The organism is Streptomyces sp. NPDC058195 (assembly GCF_042883525.1).
GTDB lineage: Bacteria > Actinomycetota > Actinomycetes > Streptomycetales > Streptomycetaceae > Streptomyces.
In genome coordinates this window covers 16,977-33,141 of sequence record NZ_JBHVVM010000024.1, presented here as the reverse complement: position 1 = coordinate 33,141, position 16,165 = coordinate 16,977, and the positions used below count along the sequence as shown (strand labels likewise).

The following is a 16,165-nucleotide window of genomic DNA, read 5'->3' as shown; positions in this document are numbered from 1 at the left end:
CAGTGAAACGTCAGCCGTGCTCTTCCTCAGCAGCAGCCGAGACCGCCCGGCGGGCGCTTCTCAAGTGCAGGGCCCGGGCTATCAGGGAGGTGACCAGCGCCCTGGGTCCTGTCTGTCCAGTCGTCCGCCCCGGATCAGGTCGTCCATGTCAGCGCACGTCGTCGTGCCAGTCGCAGTTCTGGCGCAGGTAGCGGTAGGTCACCCATTCCTGTGCCAGGCGCTGTCCGTCCAGCAGTAGTTGGCGCCCGCTCTCCTGGCATGGCGCCGGGAGCCACTGGGCCAGCTCGCCGGCGGTTGTGGCGCTGATGGACGCTTCCTTGGCCGTGGCCGGGCGGGGGCGCCCCAGCAACTGGAGCGCCCGATAGAGGTGCTCGGCCGGCTGGACCGGGGGAAGCCCGAGCTCCGCTGCGGTGTCACAGGCCCGCAAGGGGATTCGCAGGCCGCTGGTGTCCAGATCGCCGAAGTACCGGATCTGCGTGATGCGGTGCTTGGCCTTGATCGCGCGGATCGATGCCCGGAAGGTACCGCCCAGACCCCAGGCCACATACCCCAGGCGGTGATCACCGGGGAGGCTTTCCACGAGGGACCACCAGGTGGTGGCGTTCTCCACCACGAACAGCACATCACCGGTCCCGACGCGGCAGTAGCGTCCGTCCTCGTCCTCCAGCGGGAACGTCTCGGTGATCAACGGTGGGGGTGGCCTGAAGGCGTGCAGCAGTTGGTCGAGCCGGCCCTGGTCCGAGAACAGCGGCCCGGACTTGAGGTCGTCGAGCGTCTTCTCCGGCATGAGGAAGTCCTCTGCGCTGCCGAACGTCCCGAAGATCTCCAGGGCGCGCTCCCGCAACGGGATCCGGAACAGGTCCGGTCCGCTCTTGAGCCACCGGTCGATCACCGCGTAGGCAGGCCGTTGCTTCACGGTCGCTGTGGCCCACTCCTCGGCAAGCCAGGTCAGGGCGGGATGCCATCTGGGCATGGGCGGCACAGCCGGTGGCTGCGCCTGCGGCAGGAGCCGGACCTTGACAGGCAGGGAGACCTTGTCCGGCGTTCGTCGCTGGACCTGCCGGATCAGGCCGGCGCTGTCCAGCGCGTTCAACAGGCTGGCCAGGACTGCGGGTTCGAACGCCCCGGCCACGTTGCGGTGCGGCACCCGGCGGAAAACCTCCCACACGGCGCCGAGGGGGATGAAGGCATCCTTGTAGGGGCTGCGGCCGTGCGCCGCGGCCCACTCCCGAAGTCCTGCGATCAGTTCACTCTCGCGGCGTGGCAGTGCCATCGTTCCCCTCGGGGCCCTCGTGCGGCGGTTCCTCACGGCGGAAGATTCTGGCACTGTCGATCTGCCCGGTGCCGTCCTCAGGCGCGAGCGCATCCAGGTGCCGACGGATCATGTCGTCGACGACCAGGTACTTGCGGGCTGCCCGCAGGTCGGCGTCGTTGCGCAGCCGGACGATCAGCGGGAACTTCCCCAGCGCCTTCTCGTCGTACAGGCCGGTGGTGTACACGAGCTGCACACCCAGCGCCTGCGCGACCTCGCGCTGCAGGTCCAGCAGGTAGTCGGCGTTTGCCCGGCCGATCGGATTGTCCAAGAACAGCACCCCTGCGTGGCGCGAGCGCTCGCGGCCCTGCTGGTTGGCCCGAAGCGCCGCCATCGTGCAGTACAGCAGGATCGCCGCCGTCAGCTGCTGCCCCCCGGAGAAGACGTCCTTGACCTTTGACACCCGCACCCGTTCCGCGCGAAGGACCGTGTCCGGCTTGAGTACCTGGACTTTAAACCCGCCGGGTACAGCGGTGTGCACGGCGCGCAGCAGCAGCGACAGGCCATCGCGTGCCACCTTGCGGCCGTCAGTGGTGCGGCCTGCCGCGGCCTCTTCGGCGAGCTCGCCCAGGCGTGGCAGGAGCAGTTCGTCGGGCTGCGGTTGGAAGGAGAAGTGGATGAACTCCTGCCCCGCCCAGTCGCCGAGGGTTCGTGGCAGCCGGGACAGCCGCTGGGCCAACCGCAGCAAGGACAGGGCCTTGTCGCTCTCGCCCTTGAGATGGTCGACGATGGTCTGCCGGTGCAGGTCCACCTCGTGGATCTCGTCGGCCAGGTTCCTTTTCCGCGGCTGGAGCGCGGCAAGCCAGTCCGCCGCGTGCTCGGCTGTCTTCTCGGGCGACAGGTTGGTGATCTGCTGGCGCACCGGGATACTCAGTCCCGCGTATCGTTCGGCGGCGGCGTGCTGCTTGATCTTCTCCGTCGCGCTGCGCAGGACCTTCTCGGTGCGGCTCAGTTCCTTCTTCCCTTGCTCGGCCGCACCGCGCAGGCGTCCATAGTCACTCCAGCCGGTCTTACCGTCGCCGACGTAGGGGGCGGCGTCCGGTTCCGCTGCCGTATCCGCCAGCGCCTGTGCGAGATTTGCGAAGGCCCCCGCCGCGTCCTTGGCCTGCGCCGCCTCCTGTGCCACGGCGCTCTGCTGTTCGCCGATCCCGGTCTGTGCTGCCTGCGCCGCGGCGTGCTCCGTCTCCGCAGCCGCCACCGACTGAAGGCAGCCCTCGATCGTATCCGGCAGGTCAGCGGCCAGCATGGTGGCGGTGCCGTCAGCGGTCAGCTCATGGAGCTCCCTATGCCGCTCGCTCAGGGCGTTTTCATGCTTGCCCTGCTCCAGTACGGCCTGTGTGACCGCGGCTTCAGCTGCCTCCAGCGTTCGGTCCGCCCGCTCCTGCGCCTCGGCGCGGCTGCGCTCGTCCAGCGATTCGGGCGTTTGCAGCAGACGGCGCGCTGTGGCCCGGTCCGTCTCGTCCAGCGCCGAGTATTCTGCCGCCGCCTCCGCGGCCCTCGCCTCGGCCTGGGCGAGCCGTTCGCGCAACGTGCCCGGGACATCCGCGTTGTTGAAGTTGGCCTCGGCTTTCTCGTAGGCGTCCCGCAGCACCGGCACCGGGTCGCTCGGCGGTTCGGCGTCCAGTCGCATGTCGTTGGCTCCGGGCAGCGCAGCCCACTCCCGGCCGGCCGCGGCAGCGGCTCGGCGCTGCTCATCGCCGGCAGCGCGGTGGCCCTCGGCGAGACGGCGATGCTCATCCGCGGTGGCTTCGGCCTCGTCAGCCTGCTTCTGCCATGCGCCCTGCTCTGTTTCGGCGGCCGCGGCCTGCTGGAGCCACGACGGCATCTGCGTCAGCCGCTCACTGAGCTCGGTCAGCCGCCGGCTCACCTTCTGCCAGTGGTCGAGATCCCCCTGAGCATCGTGCAGTTCGTCGCGGATACCGTCCCGGCGCGCCACCAGCGCGTTCATGAACAACTGTTGTTGGGCGGTGTCCTTCTCCGCCTCCTCCAAGACCGTTCCGGCGGTCGTCAACGCCTCCTGCAGGCCGGCCAGGGCGCCCTCGGGGTAGTCCTGGCGCCACTGGCTGATCCGTTGCCGCAGTTGGCCGTCGTGCCGATGAGCAAAGTGCAACTGCTTCAGGCGTTCCTCCGAGCGGGCCCAGCGCTCCTCGATGACCTTCTGTTCGGTCTGGGCGGCCTTCTCCTGGTAGAGCGCGACGTTGAACGGCAGCGTGAACCAGGGCTCTCGGGTCGGGGCGTCCGCCGATTCCAGCAGTCCAGCGACCGCGCCCACGGTGACGTAGTAGGCCGTCGGCGCCCCCCGCCCGAGGATCTCCCGGGCGCGCTCCAGGTCGTCTGGCGAGTTCAGCAGCACGCCGCTGACCAGATGTGGGGCGCGCGCGAGCATCTCCTCGCGCTGCTGGAGGGGAAACTCCGTGAGGTACTCCCAGCCCGGCCAGGCGTCGATGCGGGGCTCGGACTGCTCCAAGAGCCGGCAGGCATCCCGCACGACCTCGGGTGGGGGCAGCATGCGGCCGTCGGCCAAGGCCAGCCGGGCGAACTCGTCACGGGCCAGCTCGATCTGCACGGCGACCCGCTCACGTTCCGCTTCTGCGATCGTCGTCTCCAGGCGGTCCAGCAGAGCGTGCGCGTCCAGGTCCAGGCGCACCTCGGTGCCCAGCAGATCAGTGAGCCTTGGTGTGGCCTCGATCGCCCGGGCGCGGGAGCGGGCCGTGTCCAGGGCCCGCTGCGCCTGCGTGCGGCGGCCGCATGCGGCCTCCTCCTCGCGGATCGCCGCGGACAAGGTCTCCTGGACAGCGATCTGACGTTGGTCGAGGCCCTCCCGCTCCAACTCCAGCGCCTTGATCTGCTCTGACGCCAGGTCGACGGCGCGTCGTGCATCCGCCGCGGCGGCGGGAACAAGATCAGTGGCGGGTGCCAGCCCTGCTGCGACAGCCTCCTCGGCGTCGGTCCGTGCCGCAGCGACCTGTTCCAGCAGGCCGCTGGCTTTCGCCTCGGCCTGGCCTGCCTTCTTCAGCGCGGCCTCCCGCTCGCCTCGTGCTTGTTTCTCGGCCGCCGCCTCCACGCCTGCTTGTTCGAGTTCCTTCTCCTGTGCACTCGCCGCCGCTTGCCGGAGCGCCAGCAACCCCTGGGCGAAGGCCCCAGCGGCCCGTTCACGGGCTGCGAGCGCAGGCGCGACCGCCAGCTCACCCTTCTTGACCAGCAACGCCAGCGACCGGAGCGCGTCCGACCGGGTCAGATGCCGCTCCACGGCAGCGGTTGCTCTCCAGCCGTCCGCCACGGTCTTGGCCTCCCGCCGGCGGCGGGAGGCCTCCTCTGCGTCAGCCTTGGCCCGCTCGACCTGTAGCTGTGCGAGTCTCTCCCGCCGGCCCGCGACCGTTGCCGCCCAGCGACGCGTCAGCCTTGATGCACGCTTGAACTCACCTGCCAGGCCCTCCAACTGCCTCTCAAGCAGCGACACGCGGTCCTGGTCATCGCGGACGCGGGCCTTGACCTGCCCGTGGAAGGCCGCCAGCTCCGTACCGGCCCGCTGAACCTGCTTCTGGGCCTCGTGCACCGCGTCTGCCGCGTCGATCAGCGGCTCGAGCAGCACCATGGCTTGTTCCACGAACGCCAGCTCAAGCGCCAAGTCCTTGCGCCCCGCGAGCTTGTGGGCGTACTTGGAGACCAGGGCAGCCAGATCGTTCAGGCCCTGGTGGTCGAACACGGCCTCGAGGAGGAAGTCGACGAAGCCTCCGTCGGATTCGAGGGTGAACGCGTGGACAGCCTCTCCCTCGTCCCTGTTCATCGCCCGCTGGTATCGAAACAGCTCGGGGTCCAGCCCGAGCTGGCCCAGCAGCTCGGTCCAGTCGCCCTGGGACTTGGGCCAGTTCACCGCCAGCCGCTGGTCCTGCGCATACAGCTCGTTCACACGGTCGCGGTACGTCGGCAAGGCCACGTACTGGCCCTCCTCGACGACGGGAAGCGTGTCCAGGCCGAGGGTCTCGGTGGGAAGGAACGCGTACCACCGCTCGATGAGGTTCTCGGCAACCGTCGAGACGACCTGGTCCTTCCAGCACAGCGCTTTGGCGGTGACCAGCAGCTTTCCCGTGATGGCGTGCATCCACTCCAACGCGATGTGGGACACGTCCTTGGCCAGGACGTAGTCCTCCAGCAGCCGCGGATCCGGTGCGTCCTTCACGCGCTGCCGGCCCGGCAGGAGGACCGAGAAGGCCAGTTTCAGCAGGACCGACTTGCCGCCCCCGTTCTCCAGGAACACCACGCTCGCCGGCGACGGACGCAGCCCCTGGGCCCCGGCCCCGAACAGGTCTCCCTGAACGGCGGCGACCGGCTGCCCGGCGCCGGAGAAGTCCAAGATCACGTCCTGGAAGCGGGCGCCGGCCGGCCCGGCCGAGCACACGCGAATGCGGGACAGTTCGTACATGGTGGTCTGTTTCCCGCTCAGTAGAGGGTGTCGTCGTCGCCGGTCACCCGAAGGGACGCGGTGGTGTCTGTGGGCGGCACGACGCCCAGGAGCAGCAGTTCCCGGTAAGTGTCGACCGCCGCGAGCTCACGGACCTGCAGCTGATAGCGGCCCGTCGTGCGGTAGACCTTCACCATCAGCTCCGCGTTCTCGCCCTCGTTGAGCAATCCCTGATCGACCAGGTACCGCAGGGCCTTGCCGACGATCGCCTCCGAGGTCGTCGGCACCACCTGCCCGCTGCTCGTCTCGCCGGCCTCCGACCGGCGCGCATAGACCCGCCACGCGTGCTCCAGCTCCGGTGTCTCAACCGGCGCGTCGCCGCTCTCCGGCCCGGCGGCCAACCGTTCGGCCAGCTCCTGGCACGTGTGGCGCACCTGCTTGTCGACCGTGGCGGCCGTCACTGCCCCCACATAGCTGTCATCGGCCAGGTCCTGGGGACGCGGGAAGCACAGCGCGGCGATCGCCAGGTGCGCGATCCCGTGCAGGACCCGCTCCGCTTCACGCTGGTGGCCCTGCCGCGCCTGCCGCGCGTAGCCCTCCAGCCGGGTCTCGAACACCGACCCGGGTACCGGGACGATCACCGAGCCCGCCCGCATCGTGACGCCCAGGACGTTCAGCCCCAGCCCGGTCGCGCTGCGCCGCACCAGGTCCTCGAACGCGGGCTCCTCGTCGAAGCGCCGCACCAACGCGGCGTAATCCCGGTCGCGGTGCGGGAGCACCCGCGGCCGGAACGCGTACCCGATCAGCCGTGCCGCCGCCTCGGCGTCATCCCCTGCGTACCCGCCCACTGCGGTGGTCACTTCCCGGGTCCCCCATCCGTCGTCTGGTTTGTTCCGCCCACGGTGTCCGGGAGCACCTGCGCTGTGGTCAGCCACAGGTCGTCCCCATGAAAGCCGGCGCTGTCCAAGACGGTGTCCGCCCGGACGGCCAACCGCACGTGCTCGTCCCCGCGACGCTGGGCGGCGCCGGCGTCGGGGTTGTAGGCGTACACGGCAAGCAACGCGACGAGCGCGGGCAGATCCGGGTCGAGCTGTGCCGCCTCCTGGAGCAGGCTCGACAGCGAGCGCACGCTCCCGGGCAGGCGCAGCAGTTGCTCGGCCATCTCCCACTGCTCGCTGGTGAACCGAGCGGCGTCCTCCAGCGGCTCCACCTGCGGATCCTCCACCGGCCCGGCGAACCGGGCCGGCTGCGGCGCCGGACGCAGCAACGCGGGCACGAGCGTGGCCAGGCGCGGAATGTCCTGCGTCCCGGGCCCGGTTGCCCGGGCGAAGAAGCAGTCCACCGGTACGAGCGCGTCCGCGACGGTGAGGCCCAGTGCGGGACGCAGCAGTTGCCCGAATAGATCGAACGTCGACCGCTGCGGCTTCAAGGAGAACTGCTGGCGGTCCTGCTCCGCGCGGAACACCTCCCGCGCCTCCAGCAGGCGCTGCTGCAGGCGGATGTGTCGGCGGATGCAGTCCTCGACGATGGCGACGAGCTCGGCGGCTTGCCGCTTACGGACCAGGTTCTGGGCCTCGTCCCGGGCCTCGGCCATGTTCTTGGCGATCGCCCGCTCCGCCCGCACCCGCTCCTGGACGTGCGCCAATGCCTCGGTCAGCAGGTCTGGGACCTTCTCCAGCCAGTCGACCGACGCGATGTTGCGCCGGGTCGCCTCCAACTGGACGTGGATCAACTCCCCGTACTGGATGGTCCGGATCCTTGCCTGCTCCGCCACCTGCTTCGCGTCCGCGAGCCGCCCCCGCCTGATCAGGTTGGCGAGTTTGACCTCCGCGGCCTCCTGGGCGGACTCCACGTCCGTGTCCAAAGCGCCAACCAGGACGTTCAACGCCTCATGTGAGGCATGCAGGTACAGCACGCCGGCGCTGTCGCGGCGCTCCACGATCAGCTTGAAGGGGAACGTCAGCACCCGGTAGACGCCGTCCGCGTCCACCGCGCCGTAGGGGCGGTGGAACGCCTTCTCGACGTCGCCGTGATTGATCAGGCTGTCCAAGACCCACCGTGCCACCCGGGCGTGCTCTTCCTGCGTGCGGTTGGGCGCCTGGCGGGCGACGAACCGCTGAACCCGGTCAAGGACGTGACGGCGGCTGGCTCCGGTGTCGAAGTCCATCGCGATGGCGACCTGGTCGATGGTGTGCAGGGCTATCTCCGCCATCTGGTAGACCTTGGCGTCGGCCCATTCCACCTTGCCTTTGTTCGCGTCCAGGTCGTGCAGGGGCGCCGTGCACGCCAGCGCCTTCGCCCGGCGGATCAAGCCCTCGTCGTGCAGCAGCCCCTCGTCCACCCCGCCCGCATCGGCGTGCGCCGGATCCTCGAACCCCACGTGCGTCCCCCTTGTCCCACACCTTGGCCGGGGCTCGCGCGCACGTACGTCGGCGCTCGCGAACTGGCACCCCGCCGCTACCCAAAGAGCATGCCCGCGCCGACCCGTCGCCGGTCGGCATATGCCCAAACTCGCCTCTGTCTGCGCTGCCTGCCGCTACATTGCGCGGCCGGTGCCGGTCTGAGAAGCCGTTGTCGTACCGATTTTGGTGGACGTGGGTTCGACTGGAGCAGCTCGGCCGGGTGGTCTTGCCGCTTGGCGGACATGAAGACAGGGCCTCTGGTGCGGCACGGGGTTGTCGAGACCTTGAGCGCGCCTGGAGACCCTGTTGTCGCAGTTGTACGTCCACGCGCCGGTCGGCTTCCGCTGTCCGGGAGTGCGATTGTCTCGCCCTCCGGTTCTGGAACGCCGGGGACCGGCCGCACAGGCGTCCGAGGTATCCCTCGGACATGACCGATGCGGAGTGAGCTGTCGTGCGCGAGGCAATGCCCGTGCCCGCCTGGCTGGAGGGGAGGGGCGGGCAGCCGGAGGACACCTGCCCACCGGCAGCTGGTCGACGCGGTGCGCTACCTGGTCGCGGTCGGCATCGATGCCGACCGTGAGCTGGGACTTCGACGGCGGGAAGAAGGTCAACGGCCGCAAGCGGCACATCGTCGTGGACACCCTCGGACTGCTGCTGACGGTGCTGGGCACGCGGCCTGCATCACCGACCGCGACGCCGGAACGACGATGCTGGAGCGGCTGCGTCAGCGGCACTGGCGTATCACGCTGGTGTGGGCCGACAGTGTTTACCCCGACCGGTCGGCGGTGCCCGGCAAGCTCTGGCGCATGCTGTTCAGCAAGGCAATCAACGACATCGGCGTCCTACTGTAGCTCGACCGGATCGGCTGGTCAGCGGTCGCCCGGAGCTGACGCGTCCCGTGCCACGGGTCGCACAGGCCGTTGGGGCGGGGTCCGGAGGAGCCCCCGCCGGGTAACCGCGCGGCTGGAAGCCACGCGCACAGGCGGGAAGGCAATCCACCGTGCCCCGATGTAGGGGACGCGGCACTGCCGGATCGGCCGAAAGGCCGATGACGGGAGGGGTCCACCGGGTGAGGGAGGGGTGCAGTTTGGGTTGCATTCAGCTCTGTTCGAGGGGGTTCAGCTCGGCCAGCTGGCACGGTTCCACTGCAGTTCAGGACGGTGGCGAACCTTCCCGGACCCCCGGACGAACAGTTGGAAAGCGTGTTGGGGGCAACCCCTCACGAGTTCGAATCTCGTATCCTCCGCCATTGCTCTCACCGGGCAATACGTCGAAGGCCCCCGCAGCTCGCTGCGGGGGCCTTCGACGTATTCCGGTCTCGCGGAAACCGTACGGAGAAAGCCGACGGCACCCGTACGGGGGGGGGAGGGGGGAAGACGGATACCGCCGGGGCTGTGGGAGATGCGGCGCTGCGGGCCTCGGGGGAGAGGCCGGCGGGTGAGCGAGGCCACACCGGCCTGGGCGAACTTCTCGTCGAGGTCGCCGGATAGGACACCGGTCACGCCGAATGCCCGCGATCGGGGCGCCCTTCGCGGTGACGGGGGCGCCGCCCGCGAGGGACAGGGTGCCCGGGATGTCCTTCAGCGTCAGGGCGTTCGGCAGGTGCTCGGCGAGCCCGGAGGCCGGGGCGTGCGTCAGGCGCGGCCGTCCACCGGACGGTTTCAGACCAGGAGCTTCGTCTTCGCCCGCTGGAACTCCTCGTCCGTGAGCGCGCCCCGGTCCCTGAGCTCGGCGAGCTTCGCCAGGTCGTCGGCGTGGCTGCTGCGCGGGGCGCCGGTTCCCTCCGCGCCCGGGTCGGGGGAGCTGGCGGCCTCGCGTACGTACGACTTGAAGGCGGCCTCGCGGTTCTGGGCGTCCTTGATCTCGCGCTTGGTCATGGAATCGCCCCGGAAGATCACGTACAGCAGTACGCCGAGGAAGGGCAGCAGCAGGCTGAGGATCAGCCAGCCCGCCTTGCCCCAGCCGCCGAGGTCATGGCTGCGGAAGATGTCCGTGATGACCTTGAACAGCAGGAACAGCCACATGATCCAGAGGAAGAAGACCAGCATGGTCCAGAAGAGGTTGAGCATGGGGTAGTCGTCCACGGATCGCTCCTCGGTCGGCGCGTGCGTTCCACGCGGTCACGGGCGGGTAAATCATGGGCAAATCAGTCATACCACCGCATCTGTGTGCCTGCTCGTTGTCCGTGCATTTCCGGTCGGTGGGCGGGATGGTCAAAAGGGCGTCCGGGATGGCGTAGAGTTGGGTTTACCGACGCGGGGTGGAGCAGCTCGGTAGCTCGCTGGGCTCATAACCCAGAGGTCGCAGGTTCAAATCCTGTCCCCGCTACTGAAGGATTCGGGCCCGGCACGCATACAGCGTGCCGGGCCCGAGTCGTTTTCCCCTGGGGTCACGCCCGTACTCCCTTTGGCCGATGCGGAGTCGCCGACCGTTCCCGCTCCGGTGAGGCTGGGGCGGGGCGGAGCACGGCGCCGTCCGTGCTCGCGGGTGTACCGGGCAGGAGACCACAGGTGTGGAAGTGGGAGAGGCGGCGCGGTCAGCACGCCGGGGGCGGTGCCCGCAGCCGGAGCTTCGTCCGCACGCTGCCCGCGCTGATGATCATCGGCGGGCTGTTCTTCGACGGGCTCGCTCCGCAGACCTTCACCGCCATTCCGCTCTTCGTGGCCGCTCCGCTGATCGCGGCCCCGTTCTTCTCGCTCGCCAGCACCATCCGCACCGGCCTCGCCGCGATGCTGGCGGTCATCGTGCTGCGGCTGTACAGCAGTACGTTGCCGGAGATCGTGCCGCTGATCGAACTGCTCACCCTGGCCACCGTCTCGGTCCTCGCGGTCGTGATCAACGGGGTGGTGCGGCGGAGCAACGAGCGGCTGGCCTCCGCGCGGTTCATCGCGGAGACGGCCATGCGCGCGGTGGTGCCCCAGCCGGCCGGACGGATCGGCGGGCTGCAGGTCGCGGCGCGGTACGAGGCGGCGCAGGCGGATGAGTACGTCGGCGGCGACCTGTTCGCCGTGGCGGACACCCCGCACGGGGTGCGGATGGTGGTCGGAGACGTACGGGGCAAGGGGCTGGGGGCCGTGGAGACGGTGGCGGTGGTCATCGGGGCGTTCCGCGAGGCGGCCGAGCGGGAGGGCTCCCTGGCGGAGGTGGCGGGGCGGCTGGAGCGGGCGCTGTCGCGGGAGGAGGCGCGACGGGGCGGCCTCGACGTGCTCGAAGGCTTCATCACCGCCGTACTGGCCGAGATCCCGGCCGGACTGTCCCGCGTGCGGATCGTCAACCGCGGGCATCCCGAGCCGATTCTGCTGCATCCGGACGGGGCGCTGGAGGTGCTGCGGCCTTCGGTGCCCGCGCTGCCGCTCGGCATGGGGCTGGGTGTGTGGCAGGAGCGGACGGACGAGTGGGACCTGCCGGACGGGACGACACTGCTCCTCTATACGGACGGCCTCTCCGAGGCGCGGAACGCCGAGGGGGTCTTCTACGACCCGGCGGCCCGGCTGCGCGGGCGGATCTTCCCGGGCCCGGAGGAGCTGCTCTCCGCGCTGACGGACGACGTACGCCTGCACACCGGTGGCGAGACGACCGACGACATGGCGCTGCTCGCGGTGGTGCGTCCCGGGCAAGGGCAGCCGGTCCGGCGCCGGACCGTGCCGATCGTGGGCGTGGAGAAGGAATGAGCGGTCCCGCGGCAATGCCACGGTGCGTAGTCGAGAGGCGCCGCTCCGCATAACATTTGACATAACGTCAGAAATGAGTTGGCGGCTGAGGGGCGGTCAAGTGGCCCTATTGGTCAGCTTATGTCCAGTAAAGTCCAGGCCAAAGACGTGAACGATCAGTGGGAACAGCTTGGAATGGAGCCCCGGTGTCTATTAACGTTCGATAACGCAGCGCGGTCGTCCCAGCCGTCATCAATGGCGGCGCCGTGCGCGAGCGCCGAATCCCGCAAGGGAACCGGGGAACCACCTCCATGGGGTGAATCGGACACCTGTGTCTCGTGAGAGGCAGAGGAGCCCGTAGGAGACCTTCCTGCTCCGAACCCGTCAGCTAACCCGGTAGGCGAGAAGGAAGGAAAGGAGTGCGCCCCCGTGGCGTCCAACAAGCCTGCCCCTGAAGCCCCTTCACGGTTCCACGGCGATAACGGCGATTACGGCACTGGCTACGGCACCGGCTACGGCGCCGGGCACACCGGTGAGTTCGCCCCCGACTTCCGCTCCGACACGGACAACGGCGAGGCCGAGCGCGGCTGGAGCGAGTGGAACCCCACGGAGGAGACGGTCCGCCCGGTGCGCGGCAGGCACCGTGTCGCCAAGCAGCGCACGGGACTCGCCCGCAGTTCCACGGTCCTGGGCGTCGGCGTCATAGCGGCGGTCGGTGCGGGTGGCATGGCCACCGCGCAGGGCAAGCCCCCGGTCTCCATCTCGGTGCCCGACGCGATCACGGAGAACCTTCCGGACGCCAAGTCCCTGCCCGGCGTGGGCTCCCTGTTCTCCGACGGTTCCGAGGCCGACAAGGCCGAGGCCGCCGCCACCGCCCCGCTCACCACCGCGGGTATCACCACCGCCGAGGCCGAGCAGGGCACCACGGACGCCGGTGAGGCACTGCGCGCCCGCATCCTCCAGCAGGCCGAGCAGCAGCAGGACGCGGCCGCCGCCGAGGCCAAGGCCGCCGAGGAGAAGGCCGCCGCCGAGCAGGCCGCCGCCGAGGCGAAGAAGCAGCAGGACGCGGCCGAGGCCAAGGCCGCCGCCGAGAAGAAGAAGGCGGAGGAAGCGGCCAAGAAGAAGGCGGAGGCCGTGCGGCTGGCCAAGCTCGCCGCCAGCTACTCCCTCCCGACCTTCTCGTACACGATCACCTCGACCTACGGCCAGGCCGGTTCGATGTGGTCCTCCGGTCACCACACCGGGCTCGACTTCGCCGCTCCGACCGGTACCCCGATCAAGGCCGTCCACAGCGGCACGATCACGTCGGCCGGGCTGGCCGGTTCGTACGGCTACCGCACCGTGCTGAAGCTGGAGGACGGTACGGAGGTGTGGTTCTGCCACCAGTCCTCGATCGGTGTCAGCGTGGGCCAGAAGGTCACCACCGGCGAGGTCATCGGCCGGGTCGGCGCGACCGGCAACGTGACCGGCCCTCACCTCCACCTGGAAGTCCACACCGCCGACGGTTCGGGCATCGACCCGATGAGCTGGTTCCGCAGCAAGGGCCTCACCCCCTGAGCCGTCCCCGCACCACTTCCTGAGCCCCTTTCCCCGCCGGTTCGCCGGCCGATGAGCCCCGGCAGCCCTGACGCTCCCCCCGACGTCAGGGCTGCCGGTCTTGTCGTGGGTGAGGTGTCCGTTCGGGTGGACGGTTTCCGGGCGGCCGGGGCGGCGGAATAGCGGGCTCGCCGGAATTCGTTGATCGACTCATGACTTCTCTGCGCCCGCTGGGCTCCTCCAGCCTCCAGGTCTTCCCGCTCGCACTCGGTGGCAACGTCTTCGGCTGGACGGCCGACGAAGCGCAGTCGTTCGCCGTACTGGACGCCTACGCTGCGGCCGGGGGAAATTTCGTCGACACCGCCGACGGCTACTCCGCCTGGGCTCCGGGCAACGAGGGCGGGGAGTCGGAGACGGTCATCGGGAAATGGCTCGCCTCCCGCTCCGGCCGCGACGACTTCGTCATCGCCACCAAGGTCTCCACCCATCCCTCCTACCAGGGGCTCTCCCCGGCCAACATCAAGGCCGCCGCCGAAGCGTCGCTGCGCAGGCTGGGCACCGACCGCATCGACCTCTACTACACGCACTTCGACGACGAGTCCGTGCCGGTCGAGGAGATCATCGCCGCTCTGGACGAGCTGGTGAAGGAGGGCAAGGTCAGGGAGATCGCCGCCTCCAACATCAGCCCCGAGCGGCTCCAGGCGTCGCTGGACTTCTCGGAGCGCGAGGGCCTGGCCCGCTACGTCGCCCTCCAGCCGCACTACAACCTGGTCTCCCGCGACACGTACGAGGGCGGGCTCCAGGACACGGCCGCCCGCGCCGGTCTGGCCGCCGTGCCGTACTTCGCCCTGGCCTCCGGATTCCTCACCGGCAAGTACCGTCCGGGCGCCGAGGTGGAGAGCGCGCGGGCCACGAGCGTGGCGCGGTACCGGGACTCGGAGCGGGGGCGGAAGGTCCTGGCCGCGCTGGACAAGGTGGCCGCGGCGCACGACGCACAGGTCGCGACCGTCGCGCTGGCCTGGCTGGCCTCCCGGCCGACCGTAGCCGCGCCGATCGCCTCGGCCCGTACGGTGGAGCAGCTGCCCGCGCTGGTGGCCGTCGCCGACCTCTCACTGACCGGGCAGGAACTGGCCGAGCTCACCGAGGCATCCGCCTGACCCGCGGATACGGCACGGGCTGCGGGGCCGGGCGGCCGTAACGCCCGGAGCCCTTACGCCCGGGGGCCGTAGGTCTGGGGCCCGTACGGCGGGTACGCGGCGGGCTGCTGGGGCTGCGGCCCGTACGGCGGGTGCGCTCCGTACGGCGTCCCGTGCTGCGCTCCGTACGGCGGGTACGCGGCGTAGGACGGGTGATGCGGGTACGCGGCGGGCTGGGCGTACGGGCCGGGCCGCTGTCCGTACGGACCCGGCTGCGCGTACCGCGGGTGAGGCGGCTGGGCGTACGGGATCGGCGGCAGGCGGTGGGGGCGCAGCCGGCCCGTCGCCTGCGCCGCGTACGTCAGGGCCCAGGCGGCCACCTCCCGGCGCTGCCACAGGTGGTGCAGCAGCTCCAGCTCCCGTTCGGCGAAGTCCGGGCCCGCCTCCCCGCGGCGGGCCCGCAGCCGCAGCGAGGCCAGTGCCGTGGCGAAGGACTCGTACTCCGCGACGGTGCGGGCGGCCGCCTTGCCCCGGGCCTTCGCCGCCTTGTCCCCGGCCGCGGCGTACTGGTGACGGGCTATGTCACGGGCCGTGCCGCGGGCCCGCATCGAGGCGAGCGCGAGCGGCTCCGCCGGGGCCAGCCAGCCGGCCGCCGCGTACGCGGGCAGCTCGGCGCAGAGCGTACGGAGCCTTCGGTAGCGCGACCAGATCGCCAGCCAGGTCACGAGGCCGAAGACCGGGGCCATGAACACCCCGTACACCGCGTAGAAACCCAGCGGGCTGAAGACCGCCGAACCGTTCCACAGCGCGTGCATGCCCATCGCGAGGACCAGCCCGAGCAGGGGCAGCAGGACGCGGCGGAGCTTCTGGTGGCGCAGGCTCGCCGCGGCGAGCCCGAAACCTATGCCGGTCAGGGACGTGAAGAGCGGGTGCGCGAACGGCGACAGCACCGCCCGTACGAAGAATGTCGCGGCCGTCATCGCCGGGACGCCCGAGTGACCGACCTGCTGGTCCTCGCCGAAGGCGTTGCCCAGGTACAGGATGTTCTCGGTGAAGGCGAAGCCGCTCGCGGTGAGCCCGGCGATCACGATGCCGTCGACGATCCCGGTGAACTGCCGTCGTCGGAGCAGGAAGATCAGCAGGACTGCGGCGGCCTTGGCGCTCTCCTCGACGAACGGGGCTATGACCGTGGCCCCGAGGGTGTCGGCGTTCGAGGGACCGGCGGTGGTCGTGGCTATCCACCGGGTCGCGAACGAGTTCGCCAGGATCGCGATCAGGGCGGCGGCGAACGCTCCCCAGGCGAAGGCGAACAGCAGACTCCGCCAGGGACTCGGCTCGACCCGGTCCAGCCAGCGGAACGCGGCCATCAGCAGCGGCACGGGCAGCACGGCGAGCCCGAGACCGACGAGGAAGCCCTGCGTGCCCGTCTGGTCGCGCACCAGGGCCAGGATCGCCAGGCCGCAGAGCGCGAGGACCGTGGACACGGCCCCGATACGGAAGGCCCGGCTGCGCCACACCAGGCCGACCCGGCGCGGCCGGTACCGCCAGTTCCCGCGCTCCGGCACGGCGGCCAGGATCTCGCCGACCCGCTGCTCCTCAAGGAGCGGGACGGCGGGCTGAGACTGTCGCTGCGCTGCAGACCCGTCGGACACCACCCGATGACCCTAACCAGCGGCACTGACACCTGACCACGGGGCGACCGGCCACAGTGTGCGGCCCGGTCCGCC

9 protein-coding genes, 2 tRNA genes, 2 pseudogenes and 1 riboswitch are annotated in these 16,165 nt (G+C 70.2%); of the genes and pseudogenes, 6 read left to right on the top strand and 7 right to left on the bottom strand.

The features are described from left to right. Window positions 1-148 precede the first annotated feature (148 nt). The 4 genes from ACFVWY_RS26115 to ACFVWY_RS26100 are packed head-to-tail and all read right to left on the bottom strand — an operon-like array spanning window position 149 to window position 8,094. The gene (locus ACFVWY_RS26115) at window positions 149-1,273 is read right to left on the bottom strand and encodes a Wadjet anti-phage system protein JetD domain-containing protein (RefSeq protein ID WP_389876753.1); all 1,125 of its coding nucleotides are present in this window, start codon (window positions 1,271-1,273) and stop codon (window positions 149-151) included. Further along, complete coding sequence (locus tag ACFVWY_RS26110) at window positions 1,248-5,735, bottom strand: hypothetical protein (RefSeq protein WP_389876751.1); 4,488 nt, start codon at window positions 5,733-5,735, stop codon at window positions 1,248-1,250. Before ACFVWY_RS26110 ends, ACFVWY_RS26115 begins: the two co-directional genes overlap by 26 nt. Window positions 5,736-5,752: 17 nt before the next feature. Further along, window positions 5,753-6,574, bottom strand: coding sequence for a hypothetical protein (locus ACFVWY_RS26105; protein ID WP_389876750.1), 822 nt, complete (start codon window positions 6,572-6,574; stop codon window positions 5,753-5,755). Beyond that, entirely contained in the window at window positions 6,571-8,094 is a 1,524-nt protein-coding gene (locus ACFVWY_RS26100; protein ID WP_079190495.1) for a hypothetical protein, read from the bottom strand. Before ACFVWY_RS26100 ends, ACFVWY_RS26105 begins: the two co-directional genes overlap by 4 nt. A 604-nt stretch (window positions 8,095-8,698) precedes the next feature. Here ACFVWY_RS26100 and ACFVWY_RS26095 point away from each other — a divergent pair. Beyond that, a pseudogene (locus tag ACFVWY_RS26095) lies at window positions 8,699-8,788 on the top strand (IS5/IS1182 family transposase); the annotation flags it as partial. Window positions 8,789-9,228: 440 nt separating this feature from the next. Next, window positions 9,229-9,365: transfer RNA gene (locus ACFVWY_RS26090), tRNA-OTHER, on the top strand. A gap of 184 nt (window positions 9,366-9,549) precedes the next feature. Here ACFVWY_RS26090 and ACFVWY_RS26085 read toward each other — a convergent pair. After that, window positions 9,550-9,748: pseudogene (locus tag ACFVWY_RS26085) on the bottom strand (heme-binding protein); the annotation flags it as partial. Window positions 9,749-9,777: 29 nt separating this feature from the next. Further along, a complete protein-coding gene (locus tag ACFVWY_RS26080; RefSeq protein WP_389876748.1) occupies window positions 9,778-10,200 on the bottom strand; it encodes an SHOCT domain-containing protein in 423 nt (140 codons plus the stop codon). Window positions 10,201-10,370: 170 nt separating this feature from the next. Between ACFVWY_RS26080 and ACFVWY_RS26075 the strand changes: the two genes are divergently transcribed. The 4 genes from ACFVWY_RS26075 to ACFVWY_RS26060 all read left to right on the top strand — a co-directional run bounded on the left by ACFVWY_RS26075 (window position 10,371) and on the right by ACFVWY_RS26060 (window position 14,459). Continuing rightward, a tRNA-Met gene (locus tag ACFVWY_RS26075) sits at window positions 10,371-10,444 on the top strand. 182 nt (window positions 10,445-10,626) lie between these two features. After that, window positions 10,627-11,787, top strand: coding sequence for a PP2C family protein-serine/threonine phosphatase (locus tag ACFVWY_RS26070; RefSeq protein ID WP_389876746.1), 1,161 nt, complete (start codon window positions 10,627-10,629; stop codon window positions 11,785-11,787). Between the two features lie 244 nt (window positions 11,788-12,031). Next, window positions 12,032-12,184, top strand: a riboswitch (cyclic di-AMP (ydaO/yuaA leader). An 11-nt stretch (window positions 12,185-12,195) separates the two neighbouring features. Further along, entirely contained in the window at window positions 12,196-13,323 is a 1,128-nt protein-coding gene (locus ACFVWY_RS26065) for a M23 family metallopeptidase (RefSeq protein WP_389876744.1), read from the top strand. A 191-nt stretch (window positions 13,324-13,514) separates the two neighbouring features. Continuing rightward, window positions 13,515-14,459 carry an aldo/keto reductase gene (locus ACFVWY_RS26060; protein ID WP_389876742.1) on the top strand — a complete coding sequence of 315 codons (945 nt, stop codon included), beginning with the start codon at window positions 13,515-13,517 and terminating at the stop codon, window positions 14,457-14,459. A gap of 53 nt (window positions 14,460-14,512) precedes the next feature. On the opposite strand, the gene ACFVWY_RS26055 is transcribed toward ACFVWY_RS26060, so the two are convergent. Continuing rightward, a complete protein-coding gene (locus tag ACFVWY_RS26055) occupies window positions 14,513-16,090 on the bottom strand; it encodes a PrsW family glutamic-type intramembrane protease (protein WP_389876741.1) in 1,578 nt (525 codons plus the stop codon). Window positions 16,091-16,165 lie beyond the last annotated feature (75 nt).